This is a genomic window from Pseudomonas sp. GL_135 (assembly GCF_057834665.1).
Genome location: NZ_CM174408.1, coordinates 530,662 through 555,451, shown reverse-complemented (window position 1 = coordinate 555,451; position 24,790 = coordinate 530,662). Strand labels below are relative to the sequence as shown.

The 24,790-nt window shown below is 60.5% G+C and carries 21 protein-coding genes; 9 read left to right on the top strand and 12 right to left on the bottom strand.

The genetic code is table 11. The features are described from left to right. The first annotated feature begins 10 nt into the window (after positions 1–10). From AC3ISG_RS02530 to AC3ISG_RS02515, 4 genes are all read left to right on the top strand, one after another. Entirely contained in the window at positions 11–721 is a 711-nt protein-coding gene (locus AC3ISG_RS02530) for an ABC transporter ATP-binding protein (protein WP_489298432.1), read from the top strand. Position 722: 1 nt separating this feature from the next. Then, entirely contained in the window at positions 723–1,988 is a 1,266-nt protein-coding gene (locus AC3ISG_RS02525; protein WP_108121501.1) for an ABC transporter permease, read from the top strand. Positions 1,989–2,013: 25 nt separating this feature from the next. After that, complete coding sequence (locus tag AC3ISG_RS02520; protein ID WP_420793037.1) at positions 2,014–2,523, top strand: DUF3299 domain-containing protein; 510 nt, start codon at positions 2,014–2,016, stop codon at positions 2,521–2,523. Positions 2,524–2,798: 275 nt separating this feature from the next. Continuing rightward, on the top strand, positions 2,799–3,485 hold the full coding sequence (locus AC3ISG_RS02515) for an OmpW/AlkL family protein (RefSeq protein WP_122536836.1): 687 nt from the start codon (positions 2,799–2,801) through the stop codon (positions 3,483–3,485). An 82-nt stretch (positions 3,486–3,567) separates the two neighbouring features. On the opposite strand, the gene AC3ISG_RS02510 is transcribed toward AC3ISG_RS02515, so the two are convergent. Together AC3ISG_RS02510 and AC3ISG_RS02505 are read right to left on the bottom strand one after the other, a co-directional pair. Continuing rightward, complete coding sequence (locus AC3ISG_RS02510; RefSeq protein ID WP_489298431.1) at positions 3,568–4,497, bottom strand: NAD-dependent epimerase/dehydratase family protein; 930 nt, start codon at positions 4,495–4,497, stop codon at positions 3,568–3,570. Next, complete coding sequence (locus AC3ISG_RS02505; protein WP_122624068.1) at positions 4,490–5,374, bottom strand: sugar nucleotide-binding protein; 885 nt, start codon at positions 5,372–5,374, stop codon at positions 4,490–4,492. Before AC3ISG_RS02505 ends, AC3ISG_RS02510 begins: the two co-directional genes overlap by 8 nt. 191 nt (positions 5,375–5,565) lie before the next feature. Here AC3ISG_RS02505 and AC3ISG_RS02500 point away from each other — a divergent pair, with 191 nt between their 5' ends. After that, complete coding sequence (locus AC3ISG_RS02500) at positions 5,566–9,879, top strand: DEAD/DEAH box helicase (protein ID WP_489298430.1); 4,314 nt, start codon at positions 5,566–5,568, stop codon at positions 9,877–9,879. Positions 9,880–9,930: 51 nt separating this feature from the next. On the opposite strand, the gene AC3ISG_RS02495 is transcribed toward AC3ISG_RS02500, so the two are convergent. Continuing rightward, positions 9,931–12,084, bottom strand: coding sequence for a mechanosensitive ion channel family protein (locus AC3ISG_RS02495; protein WP_122536832.1), 2,154 nt, complete (start codon positions 12,082–12,084; stop codon positions 9,931–9,933). A gap of 217 nt (positions 12,085–12,301) precedes the next feature. On the opposite strand from AC3ISG_RS02495, the gene AC3ISG_RS02490 reads away from it, so the two are divergent. The 3 genes from AC3ISG_RS02490 to AC3ISG_RS02480 are packed head-to-tail and all read left to right on the top strand — an operon-like array spanning position 12,302 to position 15,821. Next, positions 12,302–14,656, top strand: coding sequence for an FdhF/YdeP family oxidoreductase (locus AC3ISG_RS02490; RefSeq protein ID WP_489298429.1), 2,355 nt, complete (start codon positions 12,302–12,304; stop codon positions 14,654–14,656). Positions 14,657–14,713: 57 nt separating this feature from the next. Then, positions 14,714–15,292, top strand: a complete 579-nt coding sequence (locus AC3ISG_RS02485; RefSeq protein ID WP_489298428.1) for a TetR/AcrR family transcriptional regulator — start codon at positions 14,714–14,716, stop codon at positions 15,290–15,292. Between the two features lie 49 nt (positions 15,293–15,341). Then, positions 15,342–15,821: a nuclear transport factor 2 family protein gene (locus tag AC3ISG_RS02480; protein WP_122623964.1), complete on the top strand. Its 480-nt coding sequence runs from the start codon at positions 15,342–15,344 to the stop codon at positions 15,819–15,821. A 91-nt stretch (positions 15,822–15,912) separates the two neighbouring features. Here AC3ISG_RS02480 and AC3ISG_RS02475 read toward each other — a convergent pair whose 3' ends face one another. Continuing rightward, positions 15,913–16,452, bottom strand: coding sequence for a single-stranded DNA-binding protein (locus AC3ISG_RS02475; RefSeq protein WP_122536829.1), 540 nt, complete (start codon positions 16,450–16,452; stop codon positions 15,913–15,915). A 9-nt stretch (positions 16,453–16,461) separates the two neighbouring features. After that, positions 16,462–17,856 (bottom strand): MFS transporter, encoded by a 1,395-nt coding sequence (locus AC3ISG_RS02470; RefSeq protein ID WP_489298427.1) that lies wholly within the window; start codon positions 17,854–17,856, stop codon positions 16,462–16,464. Between the two features lie 189 nt (positions 17,857–18,045). Between AC3ISG_RS02470 and uvrA the strand changes: the two genes are divergently transcribed. Beyond that, the gene (uvrA, locus tag AC3ISG_RS02465) at positions 18,046–20,880 is read left to right on the top strand and encodes an excinuclease ABC subunit UvrA (protein ID WP_489298426.1); all 2,835 of its coding nucleotides are present in this window, start codon (positions 18,046–18,048) and stop codon (positions 20,878–20,880) included. Positions 20,881–20,953: 73 nt separating this feature from the next. Here the strand turns inward: uvrA and bfr are convergent, their stop codons facing one another. From bfr to rpmJ, 7 genes are all read right to left on the bottom strand, one after another. After that, positions 20,954–21,418, bottom strand: a complete 465-nt coding sequence (bfr, locus tag AC3ISG_RS02460) for a bacterioferritin (protein ID WP_122623962.1) — start codon at positions 21,416–21,418, stop codon at positions 20,954–20,956. A gap of 252 nt (positions 21,419–21,670) precedes the next feature. Next, positions 21,671–22,057, bottom strand: a complete 387-nt coding sequence (gene rplQ, locus AC3ISG_RS02455; protein WP_074891753.1) for a 50S ribosomal protein L17 — start codon at positions 22,055–22,057, stop codon at positions 21,671–21,673. Between the two features lie 42 nt (positions 22,058–22,099). Continuing rightward, on the bottom strand, positions 22,100–23,101 hold the full coding sequence (locus AC3ISG_RS02450) for a DNA-directed RNA polymerase subunit alpha (RefSeq protein WP_007970428.1): 1,002 nt from the start codon (positions 23,099–23,101) through the stop codon (positions 22,100–22,102). Between the two features lie 22 nt (positions 23,102–23,123). Further along, positions 23,124–23,744 (bottom strand): 30S ribosomal protein S4, encoded by a 621-nt coding sequence (rpsD, locus tag AC3ISG_RS02445; protein WP_037017742.1) that lies wholly within the window; start codon positions 23,742–23,744, stop codon positions 23,124–23,126. Positions 23,745–23,762: 18 nt separating this feature from the next. Continuing rightward, a complete protein-coding gene (rpsK, locus tag AC3ISG_RS02440) occupies positions 23,763–24,152 on the bottom strand; it encodes a 30S ribosomal protein S11 (RefSeq protein WP_002555466.1) in 390 nt (129 codons plus the stop codon). 30 nt (positions 24,153–24,182) lie between these two features. Next, positions 24,183–24,539, bottom strand: coding sequence for a 30S ribosomal protein S13 (gene rpsM, locus AC3ISG_RS02435; protein WP_037017739.1), 357 nt, complete (start codon positions 24,537–24,539; stop codon positions 24,183–24,185). Between the two features lie 131 nt (positions 24,540–24,670). Further along, a complete protein-coding gene (rpmJ, locus tag AC3ISG_RS02430) occupies positions 24,671–24,787 on the bottom strand; it encodes a 50S ribosomal protein L36 (RefSeq protein ID WP_002555468.1) in 117 nt (38 codons plus the stop codon). Between the last annotated feature and the right edge of the window lie 3 nt (positions 24,788–24,790).

Genomic DNA, 24,790 nt, shown 5'->3' with positions numbered 1-24,790 from the left:
ACGTGTGGTCATGACTCAAGCGCTCATTGAACTGTCCGAACTCGGCTTCAGCTGGCCGGGGCATCCGCAGCTGCTGGACATTCCGGCGTTTCGCCTCGATGCTGGCGAGACACTGTTCCTCAAAGGCCCCAGTGGCAGCGGCAAAACCACGCTACTGGGTCTGCTGGGCGGCGTGCAGCGCCCCAGTCGCGGCAGCGTTCGCCTGCTCGGTCAGGAGCTGACGCAGCTCTCGGCCGGGGCGCGGGACCGCTTTCGTGTCGATCACACGGGCTACATCTTTCAGCAGTTCAACCTGCTGCCGTTTTTGTCGGTGCGCGAGAACGTCGAGCTGCCGTGCCGTTTTTCCAAATTACGCACGCAGCGGGCAACCCAACGCCACGGCAGCGTCGACAAAGCGGCTGAAACGCTGCTCGCTCACCTGGGCTTGAAAGACCCTGAAATGCTCAGCCGCCGCGCCGACTCGCTGTCCATCGGTCAGCAGCAACGGGTTGCTGCCGCTCGCGCCCTGATCGGCCAGCCGGAACTGGTCATCGCCGACGAACCCACGTCGGCGCTGGATGCCGACGCCCGCGAAGCGTTCATCCAGTTGCTGTTCACCGAATGCCGCGAGGCCGGCGCGAGCCTGTTGTTCGTCAGTCATGATCAGAGCCTGGCGCCGCTGTTCGATCGCAACCTGTCGCTGGCCGAACTCAATCGCGCCGCCGCCGCTGCAGAGGTTTGAGATGTATCTTCTTCGTCTGGCGCTGGCCAGCCTCGCCAACCGCCGCTTTACTGCCTTCCTCACCGCATTCGCCATTGCCCTTTCCGTTTGCCTGCTGCTGGCAGTAGAGCGGGTGCGCACCGAAGCACGCGCCAGTTTCGCCAGCACCATCAGCGGGACGGACCTGATCGTCGGCGCGCGCTCGGGCTCGGTCAACCTGCTGCTCTACTCGGTGTTCCGCATCGGCAACGCCACCAACAACATTCGCTGGGACAGTTTCGAGCACTTCGCCAACAGCAAGCAGGTGAAGTGGGCGATCCCGATTTCCCTCGGGGACAGCCATCGCGGCTATCGCGTGATGGGCACCAACGAATCGTATTTCGAGCATTACCAGTACGGTCGTCAGCAACACCTGGAGCTGGCCGACGGCCGACCGTTCGCCACCGACCCGTTCGAAGTGGTGCTCGGCGCGGAAGTGGCCGACGCGCTGCATTACAAGCTGGGCGACAAACTGGTGCTGGCCCATGGCGTGGCGACGGTGAGTCTGGTCAAGCATGACGACAAACCGTTCACCGTCGTCGGCATTCTCAAACGCACGGGCACGCCGGTGGACCGCACGCTGCACATTAGCCTCGGCGGTATGGAAGCGATTCACATCGACTGGCACAACGGCGTGCCCGCCCAAGGCGCCGGGCGTATCAGCGCCGACCAGGCCCGTAACATGGACCTCACGCCCACCGCCATCACCGCGTTCATGCTTGGGCTGAACAGCAAGATTGCGACCTTCGCCGTGCAGCGCGACATCAACGAGTTCCGCGGCGAGCCGATGCTGGCGATCCTCCCCGGGGTGGCGCTGCAGGAGCTGTGGAGCCTCATGGGCACGGCTGAAAAAGCGCTGTTCGTGATTTCGCTGTTTGTCGTACTGACCGGGCTGATCGGCATGTTGACGGCGATTCTCACCAGCCTCAACGAGCGGCGTCGGGAGATGGCGATCCTGCGCTCGGTGGGCGCACGGCCTTGGCACATCGCCAGTCTGCTGGTGCTGGAAGCCTTCGCCCTGGCGCTAGGAGGTTCAGTTTGCGGGCTGGCGCTGCTTTACATCGGCATCGCCTCCGCGCAGGGTTACGTGCAGGCCAATTACGGTTTGTACCTGCCGCTGTCCCTGCCCAGCACGTACGAGTGGACGCTACTGGCAGGCATTCTCGGCGCTGCCGTATTGATGGGCACCGTGCCCGCATGGCGAGCCTATCGTCAGTCGCTGGCAGACGGGTTGTCGATTCGATTATGAGGTCGTTGTGATGCGGACGGGTTGGATGCTGTTGATGATGCTCGTCGCGACGCCGTTGTGGGCGCAGGACCTGCGAGTGCTGACGTGGCAGGAGATGATCCCGCCCGACGCGCCGCCGGTGAAGCTGATCACCACGCCGATGCACAATCTGTCGAGCATGGCGGATACGCTGTCAGTCGAGTCCGCGCCCGCCGCTCATCAATTGGCGCCCCATGCGCCGGTGGTCAAGTCGCTGGACGGCCAGCAAGTGCGGCTGCCGGGTTACATCGTGCCGTTGGAAGTCAGCGAGGAAGGCCGGGTGACGGAGTTTCTGTTGGTCCCGTATTTCGGCGCCTGCATTCATGTGCCTCCACCGCCGCCGAATCAGATCGTCCACGTGACCAGCGAACTGGGCGTCAAGGTGGATGAGCTGTACCAACCCTACTGGATCGAAGGCCCGATGCAGGTGAAACCGTCGACCAGCGAGTTGGCCGATGCCGGTTACCAGATGGAAGCAAACAAGATTCTGGTCTACGAAATGCCGGATGAGCAGTAAGGGTCGTTAGCAGAAGGCGCATTGACGGACACGCGCAGTCCTCGTGGGAGCGCGCTTGCTCGCGAAGGGGACAAGAGAATCGCTGCACTTCTAGCGCCTGGACCGCCGTCTTCGTGAGCAAGCTCACTCCCACAGGCTGTGTTTACGCCGACACGGGCGTCGACCCTATGATCTTGAGCCGCCTTAATTAACGTTTTCATTGAGCCAGGTCAAAAACCGCGGACTAGACGCTTCGTAACATAGGCCATAACTTTTTATGCCCTTACGGAGCCCCTATGCACAAGTCCCTGCTCAGCGTGCCCCTGCTCGCGCTTGCACTCGGTGTCCCCCTCGCTGCTCACGCCCACCAGGCCGGTGATTTTATTATTCGCGCCGGTGCCGCCACCACGGCGCCCAACGAAGAAAGCGGGAACCTGAAGCTGGACGGCACCAAAGTCCCGGGCACCAAAGCGACGCTGGACAGCGACACTCAACTGGGGCTGGCCTTCGCCTACATGCTCACCGATCACGTGGGCCTTGAGCTGCTGGCGGCAACGCCCTTTCAGCACACCGTTGCGGTCAAAGGTCTTGGGCCGGGTCTGGATGGCAAGCTGGCGGACGTGAAACAGCTGCCGCCTACCCTGTCGCTGCAGTACTACCCGATGGACGCGACCTCGAAATTCCAGCCCTATGCCGGTGTCGGCGTGAACTACACCTGGTTCTACGACGAAAACCTGAGCAGCGAACGCAAAGGCCAGGGCATGAACAACCTGCACATCAAGAACTCCTGGGGCTGGGCCGGACAGATCGGCGCGGACTACATGCTGACGGACAAGATTATGGTCAACGCCGCCGTCTGGTACGTGGACATCGACACCCAAGCCACGCTGGACGGCCCGTCTGCATTGGGTGTCGGCCGGACCAAAGTGAACGTGGACGTCGATCCGTGGGTGTACATGGTCGGGGTGGGTTACAAGTTCTAAGCGCTAGAAGTTCGAAGCGCTTGCGCCCGGACGAGCAAGCACAAAAAAGGCACCTCATCGGTGCCTTTTTGCTGCGCGGGATTCAACGCCCCAGCAGTCGCGCCAGCCCGACCTTCAGCGGCGTCGGCTCAGGCACTTTAAAGCGTTCAAGCAAACGCTGATTGCTCGCCCGGGAATGCTTGATGTCCCCTGATCGTGCCGGCAGGTAACTCACTGGCGGCAGATCGCCGACCACCTCGGCAAGGGCTCCCAGCAATTCATTCAGCGAGATGGTGGCGTTCAGGCCGACATTGACCGCGCCCTCTGCCACCGTCGGCATCTCGATCCCCTGCACGACCAGGTCAACCAGGTCCTCGACGTAGAAGAAGTCGCGGGTCTGCTCGCCATCACCGAACACGGCAATCGGCAGGCCGTTTACCGCACGCTCCGCGAAGATGCTGATCACGCCGGAGTATGGCGATGAAGGATCCTGGCGCGGGCCGAAGATGTTGAAGAAGCGGAATACGACAGGCTCGAAGCCGTGCTGGCGGCGATAGAAATCGAAGTAATGCTCACCGGCCAGTTTGTCTGACGCGTAGGGGGTCAGCGGTGCTTTGGGGGTGTCTTCGGTGATGGGCTCGCCTTCCCCGTTGTTGCCGTACACCGCAGCGCTTGAAGCAAACACCACGCGTTTGATACCGGCCTGGCGCATGGCTTCGCAGACATTCAGCGTGCCGATGAAATTGCTCTGGTGAGTCTTCACCGGATCATCCACCGAGGCCTGCACCGACGCGACGGCAGCCAGATGCGCAACAGCCTGACAACCCACCGCCGCCCGGGCCACCAGCGCGGCGTCTGCCACATCACCTTCGATCAACTCAACGCGCGGATTATCCAGCGGCAGGTTGCTGCGCTTGCCGGTGGAAAGGTCGTCGAGAATGCGCACCGCGTAGCCTTTGGCGAGCAGCGCGTCGGTGAGGTGCGAACCGATGAAACCGGCGCCGCCGGTGATGAGGACAGGAGCATCAGACATGGCGGTAATAGCGGTCCAGTAGGTTGGGCAAGCCAGCACGCCAGGCGCGTGGCTTGATACCGAAAGTGTGGAGGATTTTCTTGCAGGCGAGCACGGCATTCTGCGGCTCTTCGCTGGCATCCGGACGCGCGGCGTGGGCTTGCGCAGTCGGCGTTTCGATCGCCAGCGGGCGCAGCAGACGGGCTTCGGTCAACACGGCCTGACCAAACGCCAGTGGCGTGGTCGCTTCGTGGCCGGCGTAGTGGTAAGTGCCCCACAGCGGCGCGGCGCAATCGAGCTGTTTGAGCACCGAAATGATCACCCTCGCGGCATCGTCGACCGGGGTCGGATTGCCACGGCGGTCGTCTGCCAGCAGCAGTTCACCGGGGGATTCGGCGCGGCTGAGAAAACGCCCGAGCACGCCTTCGGCGCTGTCGTCGAGCAACCAGCCGAAACGCAGCAGCACATGCTGCGGGCAGGTGGCGCGCACGCTTTGCTCGATACGCCACAAGGCCTGACCACGGGAACCCAGCGGCACGGGCTCGTCTTTTTCGCTGTACGCCGTCGCTCGCGAACCGTCAAACACGCGGTAGCTGGACGGTTGAACGAGGACAATATTGTGGTGCTGGCACAGTTCAGCGAGACGCTCGATGGAGCGTTCCTGATTATCCAGCCTGTCCGCGCTTACCCGCTCCGCCTGAAACCAGTCGAAGTAGTAAGCGAGATTGATCAAGGCATCCGGGCGGGTGTCATCGAGCAGTTGCGTCAGGCTTGCCGCATCCCAACCGTCTTGCGGTGGACGCGGCGCGAGGAATCCAATGTTCTCCTCGGCACCCAGACGAATCAACGCCTGCCCGAGGGCATTCCCGCCGCCCAATAGCATAAGGCGCATTCGCATAGAGTCAGCAGGCTCAGTCTTCAGGTCGATTAAAAATAGGTGAAAAACGTCCGCAAACATAACACGTCGACGGGCAAGTCCCAACAGCCTCGGGCGCGCTGGACTGCGTGAAGCTTTCAAGGCGCGCCGCCGATCACTCGGCCCGGTATCTGCCTCTTGCATCTCCCTGCCTGCGGCCGCATTAATTAGCGATGAACCTTCTCCAGCCCCCCGACCCGGTGCTCGACGCCTTTCATCCGGCGGTCAGCGCATGGTTTTGCTCCACGTTCCCCGCCATTACCGCGGCCCAAGCACAGGCGTGGCCGCTGATCAAACGCCGCGAGTCCACGTTGATCGCCGCGCCCACCGGCTCCGGTAAAACCCTGACCGCCTTTCTGGCGGTCATCGATGATCTGGTCCATCAAGGGCTGGAGCGGGGCGGCGAGCTGCCGGACGAGACCTTCGTGGTGTACGTCTCGCCCCTGAAAGCGCTGTCCAACGACATCCAGATCAATCTGCAAAACCCGCTGGCGGGCATCACCGATCAATTGATTCAGCAAGGTCTGCCCGGGCTGCGTATCACCACCGCTGTGCGCACCGGTGACACGCCGCAGAAAGAACGCACGGCCATGCGCAAAACCGCGCCGAACATTTTGGTCACGACGCCGGAATCGCTTTACGTGCTGCTGGGGTCCGACTCGGGCCGACGCATGCTTGCGAGCACCCAGACCGTCATCGTCGACGAAATTCACGCGATTGCGGCCGGCAAGCGCGGCAGTCATCTCGCCCTGACGCTGGAGCGTTTACAGGCGCTGTGCGCAAAACCGCTGCTGCGCATCGGGCTGTCGGCGACGCAAAAACCCATCGAGCGCGTATCACGTTTTCTGGTTGGCAGCGATCCGGTCAGTCGTCCGTGCGCCATCGTCGACATCGGCCACGCGCGACCTCGCGATCTGGCCATCGAAGTGCCGCCGGTGGCCCTGAGCGCCGTGATGTCCAGTGACGTCTGGCAACTGGTCTACGACCGGCTCGCGGTGCTGGCGCGCGAACACCGCACCACTCTCATCTTCGTCAACACCCGGCGCCTGGCCGAGCGCATGGCGCGGCATCTGAGCGAGCGACTGGGCAAAGAGGCGGTAGCGGCGCATCACGGCAGCATGGCAAAAGAGCAACGGCTCGACGCCGAGCAGCGCCTCAAGCGCGGTGATCTGCAGGTGTTGATCGCCACGGCCTCGCTGGAGCTGGGGATTGATATCGGTGACGTCGATCTGGTCTGCCAGATCAGCTCGCCCCGCTCCATCGCGTCTTTTTTGCAGCGGGTCGGCCGTTCCGGTCACCACGTCGGCGGCACGCCCAAGGGACGGCTGTTTGCTGTGTCCCGGGACGATCTGATCGAGTGCGCGGCGCTGCTGGATTGCGTGCGGCGCGGCGAGCTCGACACGCTGGTCATTCCCAAGGCGCCGCTGGATGTGCTGGCGCAGCAGATCATCGCCGAGGTTAGCTGTCAGGAGTGGCAGGAGCAGGACCTGCTCGCGCTGTTCCGCAAGGCTTCGCCCTACGCCGAGGTCGACGAAGCCCATTATCAGGCGCTGTTGAGCATGCTCGCCGAAGGTTACAGCGGGCGGCAGGGCGTGCGCGCGGCGTACCTGCATCGCGACGCGGTGACCCGCACGTTGCGTGGCCGGCGCGGCAGCAAACTCACAGCGGTCACCAGCGGCGGCACGATTCCGGACAATGCCGATTACAGCGTGGTCCTCGAACCTCAGGCGCTGAACATCGGCACCGTCAACGAAGACTTCGCTGTGGAAAGCGTGGCGGGGGACATCTTCCAGCTGGGCAACACGTCCTACCGGATTCTGCGGATTGAGTCCGGCCGCGTGCGGGTCGAGGACGCCCACGGAATGCCGCCGAACATTCCGTTCTGGATGGGTGAGGCGCCGGGGCGCAGCGATGAATTGTCTTTCGCCGTCGCACGCCTGCAGGCCGACATCGACCAGCAGCTCAGCGCCCACCCCGGCAATCTTCAGGCCTGCACGGACTGGCTGATGAAAAGCCTGGGGCTGGATCTGGCCAGCGCCGAACAGATCATTGAATACCTCGCCCGCGCGCACTCGGCCCTGGGCGCGCTGCCGTCACAGGACACGCTGGTCATCGAGCGCTTTTTCGATCAGTCCGGCGGCACGCAACTGGTGATTCATTCCCCGTTTGGCAGCCGGGTCAATCGCGCGTGGGGCTTGGCGCTGCGCAAGCGCTTCTGCCGCACCTTCAATTTCGAATTACAGGCCGCCGCCAGCGAGGACGCCATCGTGCTGTCGCTGTCCACGACGCATAGTTTTGCGCTTGATGAAGTCTGGCGTTATCTCAACGCCGCCACTGCCGAACATTTACTGATTCAAGCAGTGCTGGATGCGCCGTTGTTCGGCGTGCGCTGGCGCTGGAACGCCGGTGTCGCATTGGCCCTGCCGCGTTACACCGGCGGGCGAAAAGTGGCGCCGCAGCTGCAGCGGATCAAGAGCGATGACCTGATCGCCACGGTGTTTCCGGACCAGATCGCCTGCCTGGAAAATCTGGTGGGCGAGCGAGAGGTGCCGGAGCATCCGCTGATCGAGCAGACCCTGGACGACTGCCTGCACGAAGCCATGGACGCCGAGAGCTGGCTGAAACTGCTGCGGCGCATGGAGAACGGCGAGGTGCGTCTGGTCAGTCGCGATCTGCCCGCGCCCTCGCCGCTGGCGGCGGAAATCCTCAACGCCAAGCCGTATGCGTTTCTCGACAACGCGCCGCTGGAAGAACGTCGCACCCAGGCGGTGCTCAATCGGCGCTGGAGCGACCCGGAATCCACCGACGATCTCGGCGCGCTGGATGTCGAGGCGATCAAAGCGGTGGCAGATGAAGCCTGGCCGCAGCCGCAAAACGTGGATGAGATGCACGAGGCGCTCATGAGCCTGGGCTGCATCACCGGCGTGGAGGCCCGCGAGCACGGCGACTGGATGAAATGGCTGGAAAGCCTAGCCCGCTCGGGTCGTGGCACGCGCTTGCAGGTCACCCCGGAACAGGCGTTGTGGATTCCGCTGGAGCGGCTGACCTGTTTGCAGGCGCTCTACCCCGCTGCGGAAATGCACCCGCCGTTGGCCGCCTTGGCCGGGTTCGACGAAGCGTGGAACGAGGACGAAGCGCGCGTTGAAATCGTGCGTGCGCGGCTGAGCGGTTTCGGCCCGCTCACCGTCCCGGCCATTGCCGAGCCGTTGGCGCTGACACAGAGCGAGGTCGCTCAGGCGCTGGCGCAGCTGGAGAACGAAGGTTACGTGTTGCGCGGCCAGTTCAACCCTGACGCCCGCGAGGAAGAATGGTGCGAGCGGCATCTGCTGTCGCGCATCCACCGTTACACGGTCAAGCGCCTGCGCCGGGAAATCGAGCCTGTGTCGCTGCAAGACTTCACTCGATTCCTGTTCGACTGGCAGCATCTGTCTGCCACGACCCAAAGCCAGGGCAAAGCCGCGCTGCCGGAAGTCGTCGCGCAGTTGGAGGGTTTCTCGTCGGCGGCAGGCGCCTGGGACAGTGATCTGCTGCCGGCACGTTTGAAGGATTATTCATCGATCTGGCTGGATGATCTGTGTCGCTCCGGCAAGCTGGTGTGGATGCGTCTGACCAGTCGCAGCAAGGTTGGCAGCGCCGCATTGCGCAGTACGCCGATTGTGCTGCTGCCCCGACCTCAGGTTCGCCTGTGGACCGGGCTGACCGAGCAGCCGGCGCCGACCGAGTTATCACTGCGCGCGCAGAAGGTTCATGAAGTGTTGTCGAGCCAGGGCGCGATGTTTTTCGATGAGCTGACCTCCGAAGCTCACTTGCTGCGGGCTGAACTGGAAACGGCGCTGCAGGAATTGGTCGGCGCAGGGCTGGTCAATGCCGACAGCTTCGCCGGGCTGCGCGCGCTGATCACCCCGGCGAGCAAACGCAGCAGCCACACCAGTCGACGCAACCGTGGAGCCTTCATTGGCGGCATGGACGATGCCGGGCGCTGGGCGTTGTTGCGTCGCGCGCCGGCGAAGGAAGAAGGCGCGTCGCAACGGATCGACAGCGACACACTGGAGCACGTAGCCATGACCTTGCTACGCCGATACGGCGTGGTGTTCTGGCGCCTGCTGGAGCGCGAGGCGGACTGGCTGCCGACCTGGCGCGAGTTGCTGCGCACGTTCCATCGGCTTGAAGCTCGCGGAGAAATTCGCGGCGGGCGCTTCGTTGCCGGCCTGGCCGGTGAGCAATTCGCGCTGCCCGAAGCCATCCCGTTGTTACGCGAAGTCCGCAACCGCCCGCTGGACGGCAGCTTGATTGCCGTCAGCGGGGTCGACCCGCTCAACCTCGCCGGGACGCTGCTGCCCGGTGCGAAAGTCCCGGCGATTGTCGGCAACAGACTGGTCTACCGCGACGGCATCCCCATCGCCGCCATTATCGCCGGTAAGCCGCAGTACTGGGGCGAGGTGGATGAGTCGTTAATGTTGCAGGTACGCGATCGGCTGTTCAGATAAGCGCAGCCGAGTCGGGCGTGTTACGACGCTCGACTCGGCCGTGGCCCGGTCTCAGACAGGGCTTTCTGACCCGTCCTTGTTCACCACCGATGTCTTGCCGGGCAGCGCTTGTTGCTCGGCGCCCTCTTCCCCTTCAGGTGCCTGACGATTGTGCGGGCTCATCACCAGTTGTGGATAAGTTTGGGCGAAGCGCACCTCCGCCGACTTATCCACAAGTCGCTTGAGTCGATCGTTGAACGCACGACTGACCGCGTATTGCCCACCCGATGACGTACGGAACTGCGCCGTGATGACGATGCCGTTCATGTCCATGCGGTCCAGCCCGAACACCTCCAGTGGCCCCTGCAGTTTGCTCGCCAGAAGCAAGTCGTCGCTGATCGACTGGCCCGCTTCACGAATCAGCGAGGTCGCCGCGTCAACGTCCGTGTCATAGGTGAACTGGAACGAGAAGAACGCGTAGGCGAATTGTCGGGACTGGTTGGTGACGGCCTTGATCTGCCCGAACGGCACCGAATGCACGAAGCCCTTGCCGTCGCGCAGACGCAGGGTGCGGATGGTCAGGCTCTCGACCGTACCGGCATGGCCTGAATCCAGCACCACCCAGTCGCCAATGGAGATGGTGTCCTCGATGATGATGAACAGCCCGGTAATGACGTCCTGCACCAACTGCTGGGAACCGAAGCCGATCGCCAGACCGACCACCCCGGCACCGGCCAGCAGCGGCGCGACGTTGATGCCCAGGTTGGCCATGGTCGTGATGGTGCAGATCACCACCAGGATGATCTTCATCGCGTTGCGCAGCAGCGGCAGAATGGTCTTTACCCGCGTGCTCGGCTGACGCCCGGAACGTCCATTGGCCGGCGGCTTCAGTGCCTCCTGAATCGCCGTGTCCATCACCACCCACAGCAGCCAGGTCACCAGCAAAATCAAACCGATGCTGCTCAGCGAATCGCTGATCACTTTGCCCAGCGCATTGCGTTGGGCGAATTCGAGCAGCGAAAACCCCCAGATCCGCCCCAGCAGCTCGATGAAGCCGATCGCCAGCGCAATACGCATGACCGCGTGCAACAGGCTCAGCAAACGCTCCTTGTAAACACTATTGGTCCGCACCTCGGTGGGCTTGAACATGTGCTGAAACAAGGTGCTGAGAAACACCGCACCAATTAACAATACCGTCGTCAGCAACGCGCAACGCAGGGCTTCCTGACTGCCTTCGCCGGCGCCGATGAGATTCACGGCCGAGACCAGAATCATCAGCAGAATCGGCAAATGCCACAGGCTGGAGAAGATCTTCAGCGTCTGTTGCACCGCTGGCCGGGCCAGCCGGGCGCCGAGGGAACGGTTGCGGATCAGATGCGCGATCGGCCGGCGCATGCGGATGACAACCATGCCGAAGATGACTGACGCCATCAGCCCGGTGAACGCGGCGATGGTGGTGGTCACGTTGCCGCCGAACAGCCGGGCAATCTGCGGACTGGTCAGCGCGTCGCTCAACGCCGCGAGAAAGCCGATGATGAACAACGGGTGCGGCGCGTAATGACGAATGATGCGCACCGCTGGCCGTTTATGGCCCGAGTTGAACAGCACAATCAGCGACAACAACACCGAGGTGGAGAAAATCCCGCTGCTGGTCGAGTACGCCAGACACAGCGCCAGCGCGCGCCCCACCGAGGTCGGCAGGAAGTGACTGACGTACAGCGTCAGCGGCAGACAGATGAGCGCGGGCACCATGTACGGCAGCACGTAGCCGAGCACCCCGCCCACGCGTTCGCGCCGGATCAACAGCCGATGCCGTGATAACCGGGTCACGAGAAACGCCCCGATGCGGTTGAGCAGCAGGAACGCACCCGCCCACACCAGGGACAGCATCACGAAGTCGCCGGCGATCCGCCACGCTGAGCGCGATTGCGGTTTATTGACCAACGCGTCGATCTCGTCGGCGGCGCGGTCTGCGCGCAGACGCCATGAATCGAGCAGGTGGCCATCCACGTCGAGTTTGTCCTGCACGCTGTCGATGCTGGTGCTGATGGCACCCAGTAAGCCGCCTTTGACCAGAATTTCCGCTTTGGCGGGATCCTCCGGTGCCGGGTCGGCGGGTTCGGAAGCGGTAGCAGTCGTCGCGGCGGGGGCGTCGGCGGCTTGAATATTGACGCTGCAGATGCTCAACAGCAGGCAAAGCAACAGAAAGGGTTTGAAATTCGGCAAAACGCGAGTCACTCCTTCGGTCAGGGAACCGTGGAAAAAACGGCCCTCAGGAACTGATCGGATTTCACCCGGCAAGTTCGTTCCGACACGCAATCGTCATGTCGGCCGTTGGCGGTCCGCCTGCCGGCAAATGTAACGAACCTTTGCCGAGCTGCTTCGTCGTAGCCTTAACGAGGGCGACTGTCTCCAGTGCCCCGCTCCGCCGAGGCCCCCCTTCATGACGCTCATCCACCCAAAAGCCCACTTCCGCCCATACACCTCGGCCGCCGGCGGTTGGGGCTCGGCTAAGTCGGTGATGGAGATCCTCTGGCGCGAGCAGGCGCCGATTCGTGCTGGTCTTCCGCTGATCAAGCAAAACAAGCCGGGCGGGTTTGCCTGTGTCAGCTGTGCATGGGCCAAGCCCGGCAAACCCCACAGCCTCGAGTTCTGTGAAAACGGCGCGAAGGCCACGGCTTGGGAGCTGACGTCGCGGAAAACCGATCCGGCCTTTTTCGCCCGTCACACGCTCGCCGAATTGCGCCAGTGGCCCGATTACGACCTTGAGCAACAGGGTCGCCTCACGCACCCCATGCGGTACAACGCCGCGAGCGATCGTTATCAGGAAACTACGTGGGAAGAAGCCTACCGTGACATTGGCGCGCAGCTGAAAAGCATGACGCCGGAGAGCGTGGTCTTTTATGCGTCGGGCCGGGCCTCCCTGGAAACGTCGTTCATGTACCAGCTCATCGCCCGTGCCTACGGCAACAACAATTTGCCCGACAGCTCGAACATGTGCCACGAGAGCACGTCGGTGGGTTTGCAGGAAAGCATCGGCGTACCGGTAGGCACCGTGACGCTGGATGACTTCGAGCACACCGATTGCATCCTGTTTTTCGGCCAGAACGTGGGCAGCAACAGCCCGAGGATGCTGCATCAGTTGCGTGAAGCCCGGCAGCGCGATGTACCGATCATCACGTTCAACCCGATCCGCGAGCGCGGCCTCGAACGCTTCGTCAATCCGCAGTCCCCCGTGGAAATGCTCGGGCCGAAGTCGACGGTCATCAGCACCCAATACCATCAGTTGGCAATCGGCGGCGACACGGCGGTGGTGCTGGGCATTGCCAAATCGCTGTTTGAGATGGACGAGGCGGCGCTGGCAAAGGGTCAGCCCGGGATCATCGATCAGGCGTTTATCGCGCAGCACACTGAAGGGTTTGCCGAGTTCTGCAACTGCGTGCTTGAAACACCGTGGGAAACCATCGAGCGTCAGGCAGGACTCAGCCGTAGCGCGCTGGAGGCAGTGGCGACGGTGTACGCCCGACACGAGCGCGTAATGCTGGTTTACGGCATGGGCATCACCCAACACCGGCGCGGCGTGACCAACGTGCAGATGCTGGTGAACCTGCTCCTGCTACGCGGCAACATTGGCAAGCGCGGTGCCGGGATCTGCCCGGTGCGCGGTCACTCCAACGTGCAGGGGCAGCGCACGGTCGGCATTACCGAAGACCCGAAAAAAATTCCTGTGGATAAGATTGAGGCACTGTATGGCTTCTCGATCCCGTCGAAAAAAGGCCTGAACACCGTCGAGACCTGCGAAGGACTTCTGGACGGGAGCGTGCGCGGATTCATCGGGCTCGGCGGGAATTTTCTGCGCGCGATCCCCGACACGTCCCGCATGGAGCCGGCCTGGAATACATTGGACCTGAACGTTCAGATCGCCACGAAGCTGAACCGCACGCATCTGGTTCCGGGGAAACACGCGTGGATACTGCCCTGCCTCGGGCGCATCGAAAAGGATGTGCAAGACGGCGTCGAGCAGGTTTACACCACTGAAGACAGTACCGGCTGCGTGCGGGCCTGGCAGGGTAATAGCGAACCGGCCAGCGCCCATCTCCGCGCCGAAATCGCCATCCTCGCGGGCATCGCCAAGGCAACGTTACCCGGTACCACCCAAATCGATTGGGACGCCTGGCGTCGCGATTACGCACTGATTCGTCAGGGCATCGCTCAGGTCTACCCTGAAATTTTCCACGACATGGAAACCCGCATGTGGGAAACCGGTGGCTTTCATCGCCCCATTGCCGCAGCGAAGCGTGAATGGAAAACCGAGAGCGGCCGCGCAATGTTCATCACGCCCGAGCTGCTGGAAGAAGACGATGATGTGTACCCGAACCACACGCGTCGCGACGTGCTGCAGCTGATGACGCTGCGCAGCAACGACCAGTTCAACACCACGATCTACGGCTACGAAGATCGCTTCCGGGGCGTTAGCGGCACCCGCGCGATCATCTTCATGAACCGCAACGACGTCCTCCGAATGGGCTTCAAAGCGGGAGACTGGGTTAACGTGACCACGGCGATTGAGCCGCAGGTCACGCGTTCGGTAGGGCCTCTGCAGATCATCGCTTACGACATCCCCGAAAACTGCTGCGCAGCGTACTACCCCGAGTGCAACCCACTCGTTCCGTTGTGGCACCACGCTGAACGCAGCAAGGTGCCTGCGGCCAAATCCATCCCCGTTACGCTGGCCAAGGCCTCACCCAGCGCAGAGGATTTGAAACGTGCGCTGCCGGAGTCCGATCAGGTGCGTTGAGCCTGTTTTTGAATGAGTGGCTTGACGCAGGAGAACGGACGTTCTACCTTTTGCGTCATGAATACATCAATGAACCCCACCCGCGAGAAAATCCTCGCGACTGCCGAGCAGCTCATTTACCAAAACGGCATCCAGGCCACCGGCATGGACCTTCTGGTAAAGACGTCGGGCGTCGCGAGGAAAAGCATCTATCGCTATTTCGCCACCAAAGACGATGTGGCCGCCGCTGCACTCAACGCCCGTGACGTGCGCTGGATGGACTGGTTCCGGACTGAGTCCGACAAGGCTGACACCCCTGAAGCGCGCATCCTGAATATGTTTGATGTGCTCAAAGGCTGGTTCGAGTCCGAAGGCTTTCGCGGCTGCGCGTTTATCAACACGGCAGGTGAAGTGGGCGACCCGCAAGACCCCATCCGTCTGATTGCCAAACTGCATAAACAAAAGCTGCTGGACTACACACTGGAGCTCTGCGAACAGCTTGGGATTGCCGATCCGCACGCCTTGGCCAAGCAGTTACTCATCCTCATGGACGGCGCGATCACCGTCGCCCGCGTCATGGGTGACCACAGTGCTGCTGAAAACGCCAAGGCGGTTGCGCAACTGATGCTGGAGCAGCGTTTGCGTTCCAGTTCCTAGCCTTAAACGTCCTACCCACCACCGAATCATCACCGCCTGGAGGTCCACCATGTCGTCCAATGCCCAGACTCGCCCGCCACTTCCCCCTTTCACCCGCGAATCCGCCATCGAGAAGGTTCGCCTGGCTGAGGATGGCTGGAACAGCCGGGACGCTGAAAAGGTGTCGCTGGCCTACACACTCGACACCCAATGGCGCAACCGCGCCGATTTCGCCAGGAACCGTGAAGAGGCTAAGCAGTTTCTGATCCGCAAGTGGAATAAAGAGCTCGACTACCGCCTGATCAAAGAGCTGTGGGCATTCACCGACAACCGCATCGCGGTGCGTTACGCGTACGAATGGCACGATGACTCCGGCAACTGGTTCCGCTCGTATGGCAATGAAAACTGGGAATTCAATGAAGACGGCCTAATGGCGCGACGCTTCGCTTGCATCAATGACATGCCCATCAAAGAGGCGGATCGCAAGTTTCACTGGCCGCTGGGCCGCCGCCCTGATGACCATCCCGGGTTGTCGGATCTGGGTCTGTAGTCCCCGAACGATACCCAAAACAAAGCCCCCGACAGCTGAGCTGTACGGGGGCTTTTGTTTGCAGCGTTATCGCGATTGGGTCATGCGCAGCTTAGAACGGAATGTCATCATCGAAGCTGTCGAAATCAGGCGCTGGCTGCGGCGCTTGTTGAGGCGCAGGACGCGATTCACGCTGTGGCTGAGGAGCGGACTGCTGCGGGCGGGCCTGCTGCTGCGGACGCGGCGCGGAGTTCTGGTTGTTCTGATAACCGCCACCACCCTGGCCCTGAGGAGCGCCATCGCCTTGAGGACGGCCACCGAGCAACTGCATGGTGCCTTGCATGTCGACGACGATTTCAGTCGTGTAACGCTTGATGCCGTCTTTTTCCCACTCGCGGGTCTGCAGCTTGCCTTCGATGTAGACCTGCGAACCCTTGCGCAGGTACTCGCCGGCGATCTCGGCAACCTTGCCGAACATCGAAACACGGTGCCATTCGGTCTTCTCGACCTTCTGACCGGTTTGCTTGTCGGTCCACTGCTCGCTCGTCGCCAGACTCAGGTTGGTCACGGCATTACCGTTAGGCATGTAGCGGACTTCGGGATCCTGGCCGCATGTGCCGACCAATATGACTTTGTTAACCCCACGGGCCATAACGTTCTCCTAGGCTTCACACGTTTCCGACGCTGGATTGACCACTTCGTCGAAAGACGCCCGATCCAACAGTTCTTTGTCAAATTTGATATAGATGGCAGCCTCGTCAGCAACCACTACTGCATCTGTTACTCCGCGTACGGCCAACACGCGATCAGCAAGGCCTGTGTCGCGTTGAGCCTCGGGCGACAACGGCAAGCGAAGGCTGGTTACGTAGGGAGGTTCGCGCATGGTAACAGCAAACGCGAGCCAGATGGCGGCCAGCCCGGCGCCTCCCAGGAACACCACGTTCAGTCCGCCGTGCTGGAAAAGCCATCCTCCCAAGATGCCCCCGGCAGCAGAACCCAGGAACTGACTGGTGGAATAAATCCCCATCGCCGTGCCCTTCCCGCCCGCCGGTGAAACTTTGCTGATGAGCGACGGCAACGACGCTTCGAGCAAATTGAATGCGGTAAAGAAGACCACCGTGCCGATGACCAGCGCTCTCAGCGTGTCGCCGAACTCCCAGAAGAATAGCTCAGTGAGCATCAGCACCAGCACGGCGCCGAGCAAAACCCGCTTCATCTGACGCTTCTTTTCGCCGTAGATGATGAAAGGGATCATCGCGAAGAAAGAAATCAGCAGCGCAGTCAAATAGACCCACCAGTGCTGCTCTTTGGGCAGGCCTGCTTTTTCGACCAGCGCCAATGGCAACGCCACGAAACTGGACATCAGCATGGCGTGCAACGCGAAGATACCCAGATCCAGACGCAACAGGTCAGGATGACGAAGCGTCGCCCCCAACGCCTGTCGCGCCAGACCGGACTCGCGGTGCTGCAGGGTAACCGTGGACTTGGGCACGAAGAAGGCAACGATCGCCACGCCGACCAGCGCCATCGCGCCCGTCGCCAGAAACAGGCCTGACAAGCCGAACGCACTGGTCAGAATGGGGCCGACCACCATCGCAACGGCGAAGGACACGCCAATCGTCATGCCAATCATGGCCATGGCTTTGGTGCGGTGCTGCTCGCGGGTCAAATCGGACAGCAACGCCATGACCGCAGCGGAAATAGCACCCGCGCCTTGCAAGACGCGACCGGCGATGACGCCCCAGATGGAGGTGGACTGGGCCGCCAGCACGCTGCCGAGCGCAAACACGATCAGGCCCAGATAAATGACGGGGCGACGGCCGATGCGATCAGAGATGATGCCAAACGGAATCTGCAACACCGCTTGTGTCAGGCCGTACGCGCCGATGGCCAGACCGATGAGTGCCGGACTTGCGCCAGCCAGGTCCATTCCGTAAGTGGCGAGTACGGGCAGCACCATGAACATGCCAAGCATACGGAAGGCGAACACCAACGCCAGACCGCCCGCGGCGCGGGTTTCGCTGCCGCTCATGCGCTCGCTGTGAGAATCGTGCATGAAGGAACCTCGTATGAACCGGCGGCGATTCTACCAGTCCCATCGTTGAGAGCACATACGACGGTTTGCCGCGCATCGCAGGAAGTTTCTTTTTTCCGGGTGAGGCAGCCCCAGCTTCAATAGTGTGTATCCATCCAGTATTTGCCCGTATACTTCCACGTTTTACACGCCCGCCGTGCGAGGCCAGCTTTGGACAAGATCTTGATTCGTGGGGCTCGAACCCACAACCTGAAGAACATCGACCTGACCCTTCCACGCGACAAGCTGATCGTTATCACCGGATTGTCCGGCTCAGGAAAATCGTCCCTCGCGTTCGATACGCTCTATGCCGAGGGCCAGCGTCGCTACGTCGAATCGCTGTCCGCCTACGCGCGTCAGTTCCTGTCGATGATGGAGAAGCCGGACGTCGATACGATCGAAGGTCTGTCGCCCGCCATTTCCATCGAGCAGAAGTCCACGTCCCACAACCCACGCTCGACCGTGGGCACCATCACCGAGATTTACGACTACCTGCGTCTGCTGTATGCGCGTGTCGGTCAGCCGCGTTGCCCGGATCACGACATTCCTCTGGAGGCGCAAACTGTCAGCCAGATGGTCGACCTGGTCCTGGCGCAGCCCGAAGGCGCCAAGCTGATGCTGCTTGCCCCCGTGGTACGGGAGCGTAAAGGCGAGCACCTGGCAGTCTTCGAAGAGCTTCGCGCTCAGGGTTTCGTGCGCGCTCGGGTGAATGGTCGGCTGTGCGAGCTGGACGAACTGCCAAAACTTGATAAACAGAAGAAGCACTCGATTGATGTCGTGGTTGACCGCTTCAAGGTGCGCTCGGACCTGCAACAGCGTCTGGCCGAATCCTTCGAAACCGCGCTAAAGCTGGCAGACGGCATTGCGCTGGTCGCGCCGATGGACGATGAGCCAGGCGAAGAGATCATTTTCTCCGCCCGCTTCGCTTGCCCGATCTGCGGACACGCGATCAGCGAGCTGGAGCCAAAGCTGTTCTCGTTCAACAATCCGGCCGGCGCATGCCCGACCTGCGACGGCCTGGGCGTGAAGCAATTCTTCGACACCAAGCGTCTGGTCAATGGCGAACTGACGCTGGCAGAAGGCGCGATTCGTGGCTGGGACAGGCGAAACGTTTATTACTTCCAGATGCTCGGCTCGTTGGCGAAGCATTACGCCTTCAGCCTCGAGGTGCCGTTCAAGGAACTGCCTGCCGATTTGCAGAAGGTCCTGCTGGGCGGCAGCGGCAAGGACAGTGTCGACTTCCGTTACTTGAACGACCGTGGCGACATCGTCAAACGTGCCCACCCGTTCGAAGGCATCGTTCCCAACCTGGAGCGCCGCTATCGCGAAACCGAATCGACTACGGTTCGAGAGGAATTGGCGAAGTTTCTCAGTACGCAGCCTTGTCCCGAATGCCGTGGCACGCGGTTGCGCCGTGAAGCTCGTCACGTCTGGGTCGGCGAGAAGACACTGCCCGCCGTTACCAATATGCCGATCGGCGACGCTACGCATTATTTTGGTGAGCTTAAGCTCACGGGTCGCCGTGGTGAAATCGCTGACAAGATTCTCAAGGAGATTCGCGAGCGCCTCCAGTTCCTCGTCAACGTCGGGCTGGACTACCTGACACTGGACCGCAGCGCCGACACGCTCTCTGGCGGTGAGGCGCAACGGATTCGTCTGGCCAGCCAGATCGGTGCCGGCCTCGTCGGCGTGATGTACATCCTCGATGAGCCCTCAATTGGCCTGCATCAGCGCGATAACGATCGGCTGCTCGACACGTTGCGGCACCTGCGAGACATCGGCAATACGGTGATCGTGGTTGAGCACGACGAGGACGCTATTCGACTGGCCGACTATGTGGTCGACATCGGTCCGGGTGCAGGCGTGCATGGCGGCCAGATAGTTGCGGAGGGCACGCCACAGGAGGTGATGGATCATCCGGATTCGCTCACGGGCAAATACCTGTCGGGCCGGGTGAAGATCGCCGTGCCTGCCAAGCGAACGCCTCGTAACAAGAAACTGTCGCTCAAACTCAAAGGCGCGCGCGGCAACAACCTGCGCAATGTCGATCTGGAAATACCGATTGGCTTGCTGACCTGCGTGACAGGCGTGTCGGGCTCCGGGAAGTCGACGCTGATCAACAACACCCTGTTCCCGCTCAGTGCCACTGCACTCAATGGAGCAACAACGCTAGAGGCGTCGGCACACGACAGCATTGACGGCCTGCAGCACCTGGACAAAGTCGTTGATATTGACCAGAGCCCTATTGGACGTACGCCGCGATCCAACCCTGCGACGTACACCGGGCTGTTTACGCCGATCCGTGAGTTGTTCGCTGGCGTGCCTGAATCAAGATCCCGAGGTTACGGACCTGGCCGATTCTCCTTCAACGTCAAGGGCGGTCGTTGTGAGGCGTGCCAGGGTGACGGCCTGATCAAGGTCGAGATGCATTTCCTGCCTGATATCTATGTGCCTTGCGATGTGTGCAAGAGCAAGCGATACAACCGTGAGACGCTCGAGGTTAGGTACAAGGGCAAAAGCGTCCACGAGGTCCTGGAGATGACGATTGAGGAAGCGAGGGCATTTTTCGACGCCGTGCCTGCCCTCGCCCGGAAATTGCAGACGCTAATGGATGTGGGTCTGTCCTATATCAAGCTGGGCCAGTCAGCGACTACGCTTTCGGGTGGTGAAGCGCAGCGGGTGAAGCTGTCGCGCGAGCTGTCCAAGCGAGACACCGGCAAAACCCTGTACATCCTCGATGAGCCCACCACCGGCCTGCACTTCGCGGATATTCAGCAACTGCTGGACGTCTTGCATCGACTTCGCGACCACGGCAACACGGTTGTTGTTATCGAGCACAACCTGGATGTGATCAAGACAGCCGACTGGCTGGTCGACCTAGGCCCCGAAGGGGGTTCGAAAGGCGGACAGATCATCGCGACCGGTACGCCAGAGCAGGTGGCGGACATGAAACAGTCCTACACCGGGCACTATCTGAAGCCGCTTCTTGAGCGCGATCGCGCTTGATTGCCTCGTCCTAATAAAAAGCCCCTGTCGCGATCTGCGGCAGGGGCTTTTTTTACAGCGGCGGTTTCAGTTCTCAGAACTGCGACTGGAGATAATTCTCGAGGCCGATGGATTTGATCAGCCCCAGCTGTTTTTCAAGCCAATAGGTGTGATCTTCTTCCGTGTCGGCGAGTTGAATGCGGAGGATGTCACGGCTTACGTAATCCCTGTGCTGCTCACAGAGCGCGATGCCTTTGCACAGCGCGGCTCGCACCTTGTATTCCAGACGAAGGTCGCTGGCGAGCATCTCGGGGACCGTGGTGCCTACATCCAAGTCGTCAGGACGCATGCGTGGGGTGCCTTCGAGCATCAGAATCCGGCGCATCAACGCGTCAGCGTGTTGAGCCTCTTCTTCCATCTCGTGGTTGATACGTTCGTACAGCTTGCTGAAACCCCAATCTTCGTACATCCGCGAGTGGACAAAATACTGGTCGCGGGCAGCGAGCTCGCCTGTCAGCAGCGTGTTGAGGTAATCAATTACATCCGGGTGGCCTTGCATCGCCGTCCATCTCTTGGTGAAAGGCGTTAGTTTGAACCAACCAGCCTGGTTGGTCACCCCAAGAGATAGCAAATAAACGTGGAAACCCCGCGAAATTCGGACATTTGGTAGCGAAAACGCCGGTAAATGAGGAGGCTTCCGTTTATCACTTAGAATCACCGCTGATTGAGCGAAGTCCTGCCATCCGAGGGGCTTTGTCGCAGACAACAAAAAACCGGGCACTAGGCCCGGTTTTTTGTAATGACTGATGTCTTATTCAGCGGCTTCTACAGAGCCACCGACAGGACGATCAACCAGTTCGACGTACGCCATTGGCGCGTTGTCGCCAGCGCGGAAGCCACACTTGAGGATGCGCAGGTAGCCACCCTCACGAGTTGCGTAACGCTTGCCCAGATCGTTGAACAGTTTGCCGACCATTTCTTTCGAACGGGTACGGTCAAATGCCAGACGACGGTTAGCAACACTGTCAATCTTGGCCAAAGTGATCAGCGGCTCAGCAACGCGACGCAGTTCTTTGGCTTTCGGCAGGGTAGTTTTGATCAGCTCGTGCTCGAACAGCGACACCGCCATGTTTTGGAACATGGCCTTACGGTGAGAGCTGGTACGGCTCAGGTGACGTCCACTTTTACGATGACGCATGGTTCATTCCTTACCAAACACTACGTTCGGTGATTACGACGATCAGGCAGTCGCCTTGTCGTCCTTCTTAAGACTTGCAGGCGGCCAGTTGTCGAGGCGCATGCCGAGGGAGAGACCACGAGAAGCCAGAACGTCCTTGATCTCGGTCAAGGATTTCTTGCCCAGGTTCGGAGTCTTCAACAGTTCTACTTCGGTGCGCTGAATCAGGTCGCCGATGTAGTAAATGTTCTCCGCCTTAAGGCAGTTGGCCGAACGTACGGTCAGTTCCAAATCGTCAACCGGACGAAGCAGGATCGGATCGATCTCGTCTTCCTGTTCGACTACAACGGGTTCGCTGTCACCTTTGAGGTCGACGAACGCAGCCAACTGCTGTTGCAGGATGGTTGCTGCACGACGGATAGCCTCTTCAGGATCCAGAGTACCGTTGGTTTCCAGATCGATAACCAGCTTGTCCAGGTTGGTACGTTGCTCGACACGGGCGTTTTCAACCACGTATGCAATGCGACGAACCGGGCTGAACGAAGAATCGAGCTGCAAGCGACCAATGCTGCGGCTTTCGTCTTCATCGCTCTGACGCGAGTCTGCTGGTTCATAACCGCGACCACGAGCTACAACGAGCTTCATGTTCAGGGCGCCGTTAGACGCCAGGTTAGCGATTACGTGATCGGGGTTAACGATCTCGACATCATGATCCAGCTGAATATCGGCAGCGGTAACCACCCCCGAACCCTTCTTCGACAAGGTCAGCGTAACTTCGTCTCGACCGTGCAGCTTGATAGCCAGACCTTTAAGGTTCAACAGGATTTCAATGACATCTTCCTGTACGCCTTCGATGGCGCTGTACTCATGGAGTACACCGTCAATCTCGGCCTCGACTACTGCACAGCCGGGCATGGAGGACAACAGGATGCGGCGCAGCGCGTTGCCCAGGGTATGGCCGAAACCACGCTCGAGAGGCTCGAGAGTGATTTTGGCGCGGGTCGGACTGACAACCTGCACATCAATGTGGCGGGGTGTCAGGAACTCATTTACCGAAATCTGCATGGATGCACCTATTTTCTAGCCCTTACTTGGAGTAGAGCTCGACAATCAGGCTTTCGTTGATGTCGGCGGACAGATCACTGCGGGCTGGGACGCTTTTGAAGACGCCAGATTTTTTCTCAGTGTCTACTTCTACCCATTCTACGCGGCCACGTTGGGCACACAGATCGAGAGCCTGGACAATACGCAGTTGGTTCTTCGCTTTTTCGCGAATTGCCACTACGTCACCAGCACGGACCTGGTAGGACGGAACGTTCACGGTTTTGCCGTTTACGCTTACCGACTTGTGCGATACCAGCTGACGCGATTCGGCACGAGTCGAACCGAAGCCCATGCGGTATACAACGTTGTCCAGACGGCATTCGAGCAGTTGCAGCAGGTTCTCACCAGTTGCGCCTTTCTTGCCGGCAGCTTCTTTGTAGTAACCGCTGAACTGACGCTCGAGAACGCCATAAATACGACGGACTTTCTGCTTTTCACGCAGTTGGGTGCCGTAGTCGGACTGGCGACCGCGGCGCTGGCCGTGGATACCAGGTGCTGCTTCGATGTTGCACTTCGATTCGATCGCGCGCACGCCGCTCTTCAGAAAGAGATCGGTGCCTTCACGACGAGCGAGTTTGCATTTTGGACCAATGTAACGAGCCATTCTTTACAATCTCCTGGATTACACGCGGCGCTTCTTCGGCGGACGGCACCCGTTATGCGGGATTGGCGTCACGTCGGTGATGCTGGCGATCTTGTAGCCGCAGCCGTTCAAAGCACGGACAGCAGATTCACGACCTGGACCTGGACCTTTGACGTTGACGTCGAGGTTTTTCAGGCCGTATTCCAGCGCAGCTTGACCAGCACGTTCAGCAGCTACTTGAGCAGCAAACGGCGTGGACTTGCGAGAACCGCGGAAACCCGAACCACCGGAGGTTGCCCAGGAAAGAGCGTTACCTTGACGGTCGGTGATGGTCACGATTGTGTTGTTAAAAGATGCATGGATGTGGGCGATGCCATCAACCACTGTCTTTTTAACTTTTTTACGAGGACGAGCAGCAGGTTTTGCCATGATTTAATTCCTGTCGATTCGCTGGGGCGATTACTTGCGGATCGGCTTACGCGGACCTTTACGGGTACGCGCGTTAGTCTTGGTACGCTGACCGCGCACTGGAAGACCACGACGATGACGCAGACCGCGATAGCAACCGAGGTCCATCAAGCGCTTGATTTTCATGTTGATTTCGCGACGCAGATCACCTTCAGTGGTGAACTTCGCGACTTCGCCACGCAGCTGTTCAATCTGCTCGTCGCTCAGATCTTTGATCTTTACCGCCGGGTTAACCCCGGTAGTAGCACAGATTTTGTGTGCAGTTGTGCGACCAACACCATAGATGTAGGTCAGCGAGATAACAGTATGCTTGTTATCTGGAATGTTAACGCCTGCAATACGGGCCATTCAGTGGGACTCCAATTGACAGCTACCTACGCCCCGGAAGCCAAGAAATAGGGCGCGAGATAATATCGCTGTAATAACAAATAATCAACCCAGCAGCGCACTAGCTGCTGGGCTTTTAGCACAGATCACATTTAGCCTTGGCGCTGCTTGTGACGTGGTTCCGCGCTGCAAATTACTCGAACAACACCTTCGCGGCGAATAATCTTGCAGTTGCGGCACAGCTTTTTCACCGATGCACGAACTTTCATCAC

Coding starts and splice junctions, on each gene's coding strand:
- AC3ISG_RS02530 (WP_489298432.1), top strand. CDS start 11: ATGACTCAAGCGCTCATTGAACTGTCCGAACTCGGCTTCAGCTGGCCG.
- AC3ISG_RS02525 (WP_108121501.1), top strand. CDS start 723: ATGTATCTTCTTCGTCTGGCGCTGGCCAGCCTCGCCAACCGCCGCTTT.
- AC3ISG_RS02520 (WP_420793037.1), top strand. CDS start 2,014: ATGCTGTTGATGATGCTCGTCGCGACGCCGTTGTGGGCGCAGGACCTG.
- AC3ISG_RS02515 (WP_122536836.1), top strand. CDS start 2,799: ATGCACAAGTCCCTGCTCAGCGTGCCCCTGCTCGCGCTTGCACTCGGT.
- AC3ISG_RS02510 (WP_489298431.1), bottom strand. CDS start 4,497: ATGTCTGATGCTCCTGTCCTCATCACCGGCGGCGCCGGTTTCATCGGT.
- AC3ISG_RS02505 (WP_122624068.1), bottom strand. CDS start 5,374: ATGCGAATGCGCCTTATGCTATTGGGCGGCGGGAATGCCCTCGGGCAG.
- AC3ISG_RS02500 (WP_489298430.1), top strand. CDS start 5,566: ATGAACCTTCTCCAGCCCCCCGACCCGGTGCTCGACGCCTTTCATCCG.
- AC3ISG_RS02490 (WP_489298429.1), top strand. CDS start 12,302: ATGACGCTCATCCACCCAAAAGCCCACTTCCGCCCATACACCTCGGCC.
- AC3ISG_RS02485 (WP_489298428.1), top strand. CDS start 14,714: ATGAATACATCAATGAACCCCACCCGCGAGAAAATCCTCGCGACTGCC.
- AC3ISG_RS02480 (WP_122623964.1), top strand. CDS start 15,342: ATGTCGTCCAATGCCCAGACTCGCCCGCCACTTCCCCCTTTCACCCGC.
- AC3ISG_RS02475 (WP_122536829.1), bottom strand. CDS start 16,452: ATGGCCCGTGGGGTTAACAAAGTCATATTGGTCGGCACATGCGGCCAG.
- AC3ISG_RS02470 (WP_489298427.1), bottom strand. CDS start 17,856: ATGCACGATTCTCACAGCGAGCGCATGAGCGGCAGCGAAACCCGCGCC.
- bfr (WP_122623962.1), bottom strand. CDS start 21,418: ATGCAAGGCCACCCGGATGTAATTGATTACCTCAACACGCTGCTGACA.
- rplQ (WP_074891753.1), bottom strand. CDS start 22,057: ATGCGTCATCGTAAAAGTGGACGTCACCTGAGCCGTACCAGCTCTCAC.
- AC3ISG_RS02450 (WP_007970428.1), bottom strand. CDS start 23,101: ATGCAGATTTCGGTAAATGAGTTCCTGACACCCCGCCACATTGATGTG.
- rpsD (WP_037017742.1), bottom strand. CDS start 23,744: ATGGCTCGTTACATTGGTCCAAAATGCAAACTCGCTCGTCGTGAAGGC.
- rpsK (WP_002555466.1), bottom strand. CDS start 24,152: ATGGCAAAACCTGCTGCTCGTCCTCGTAAAAAAGTTAAAAAGACAGTG.
- rpsM (WP_037017739.1), bottom strand. CDS start 24,539: ATGGCCCGTATTGCAGGCGTTAACATTCCAGATAACAAGCATACTGTT.
- rpmJ (WP_002555468.1), bottom strand. CDS start 24,787: ATGAAAGTTCGTGCATCGGTGAAAAAGCTGTGCCGCAACTGCAAGATT.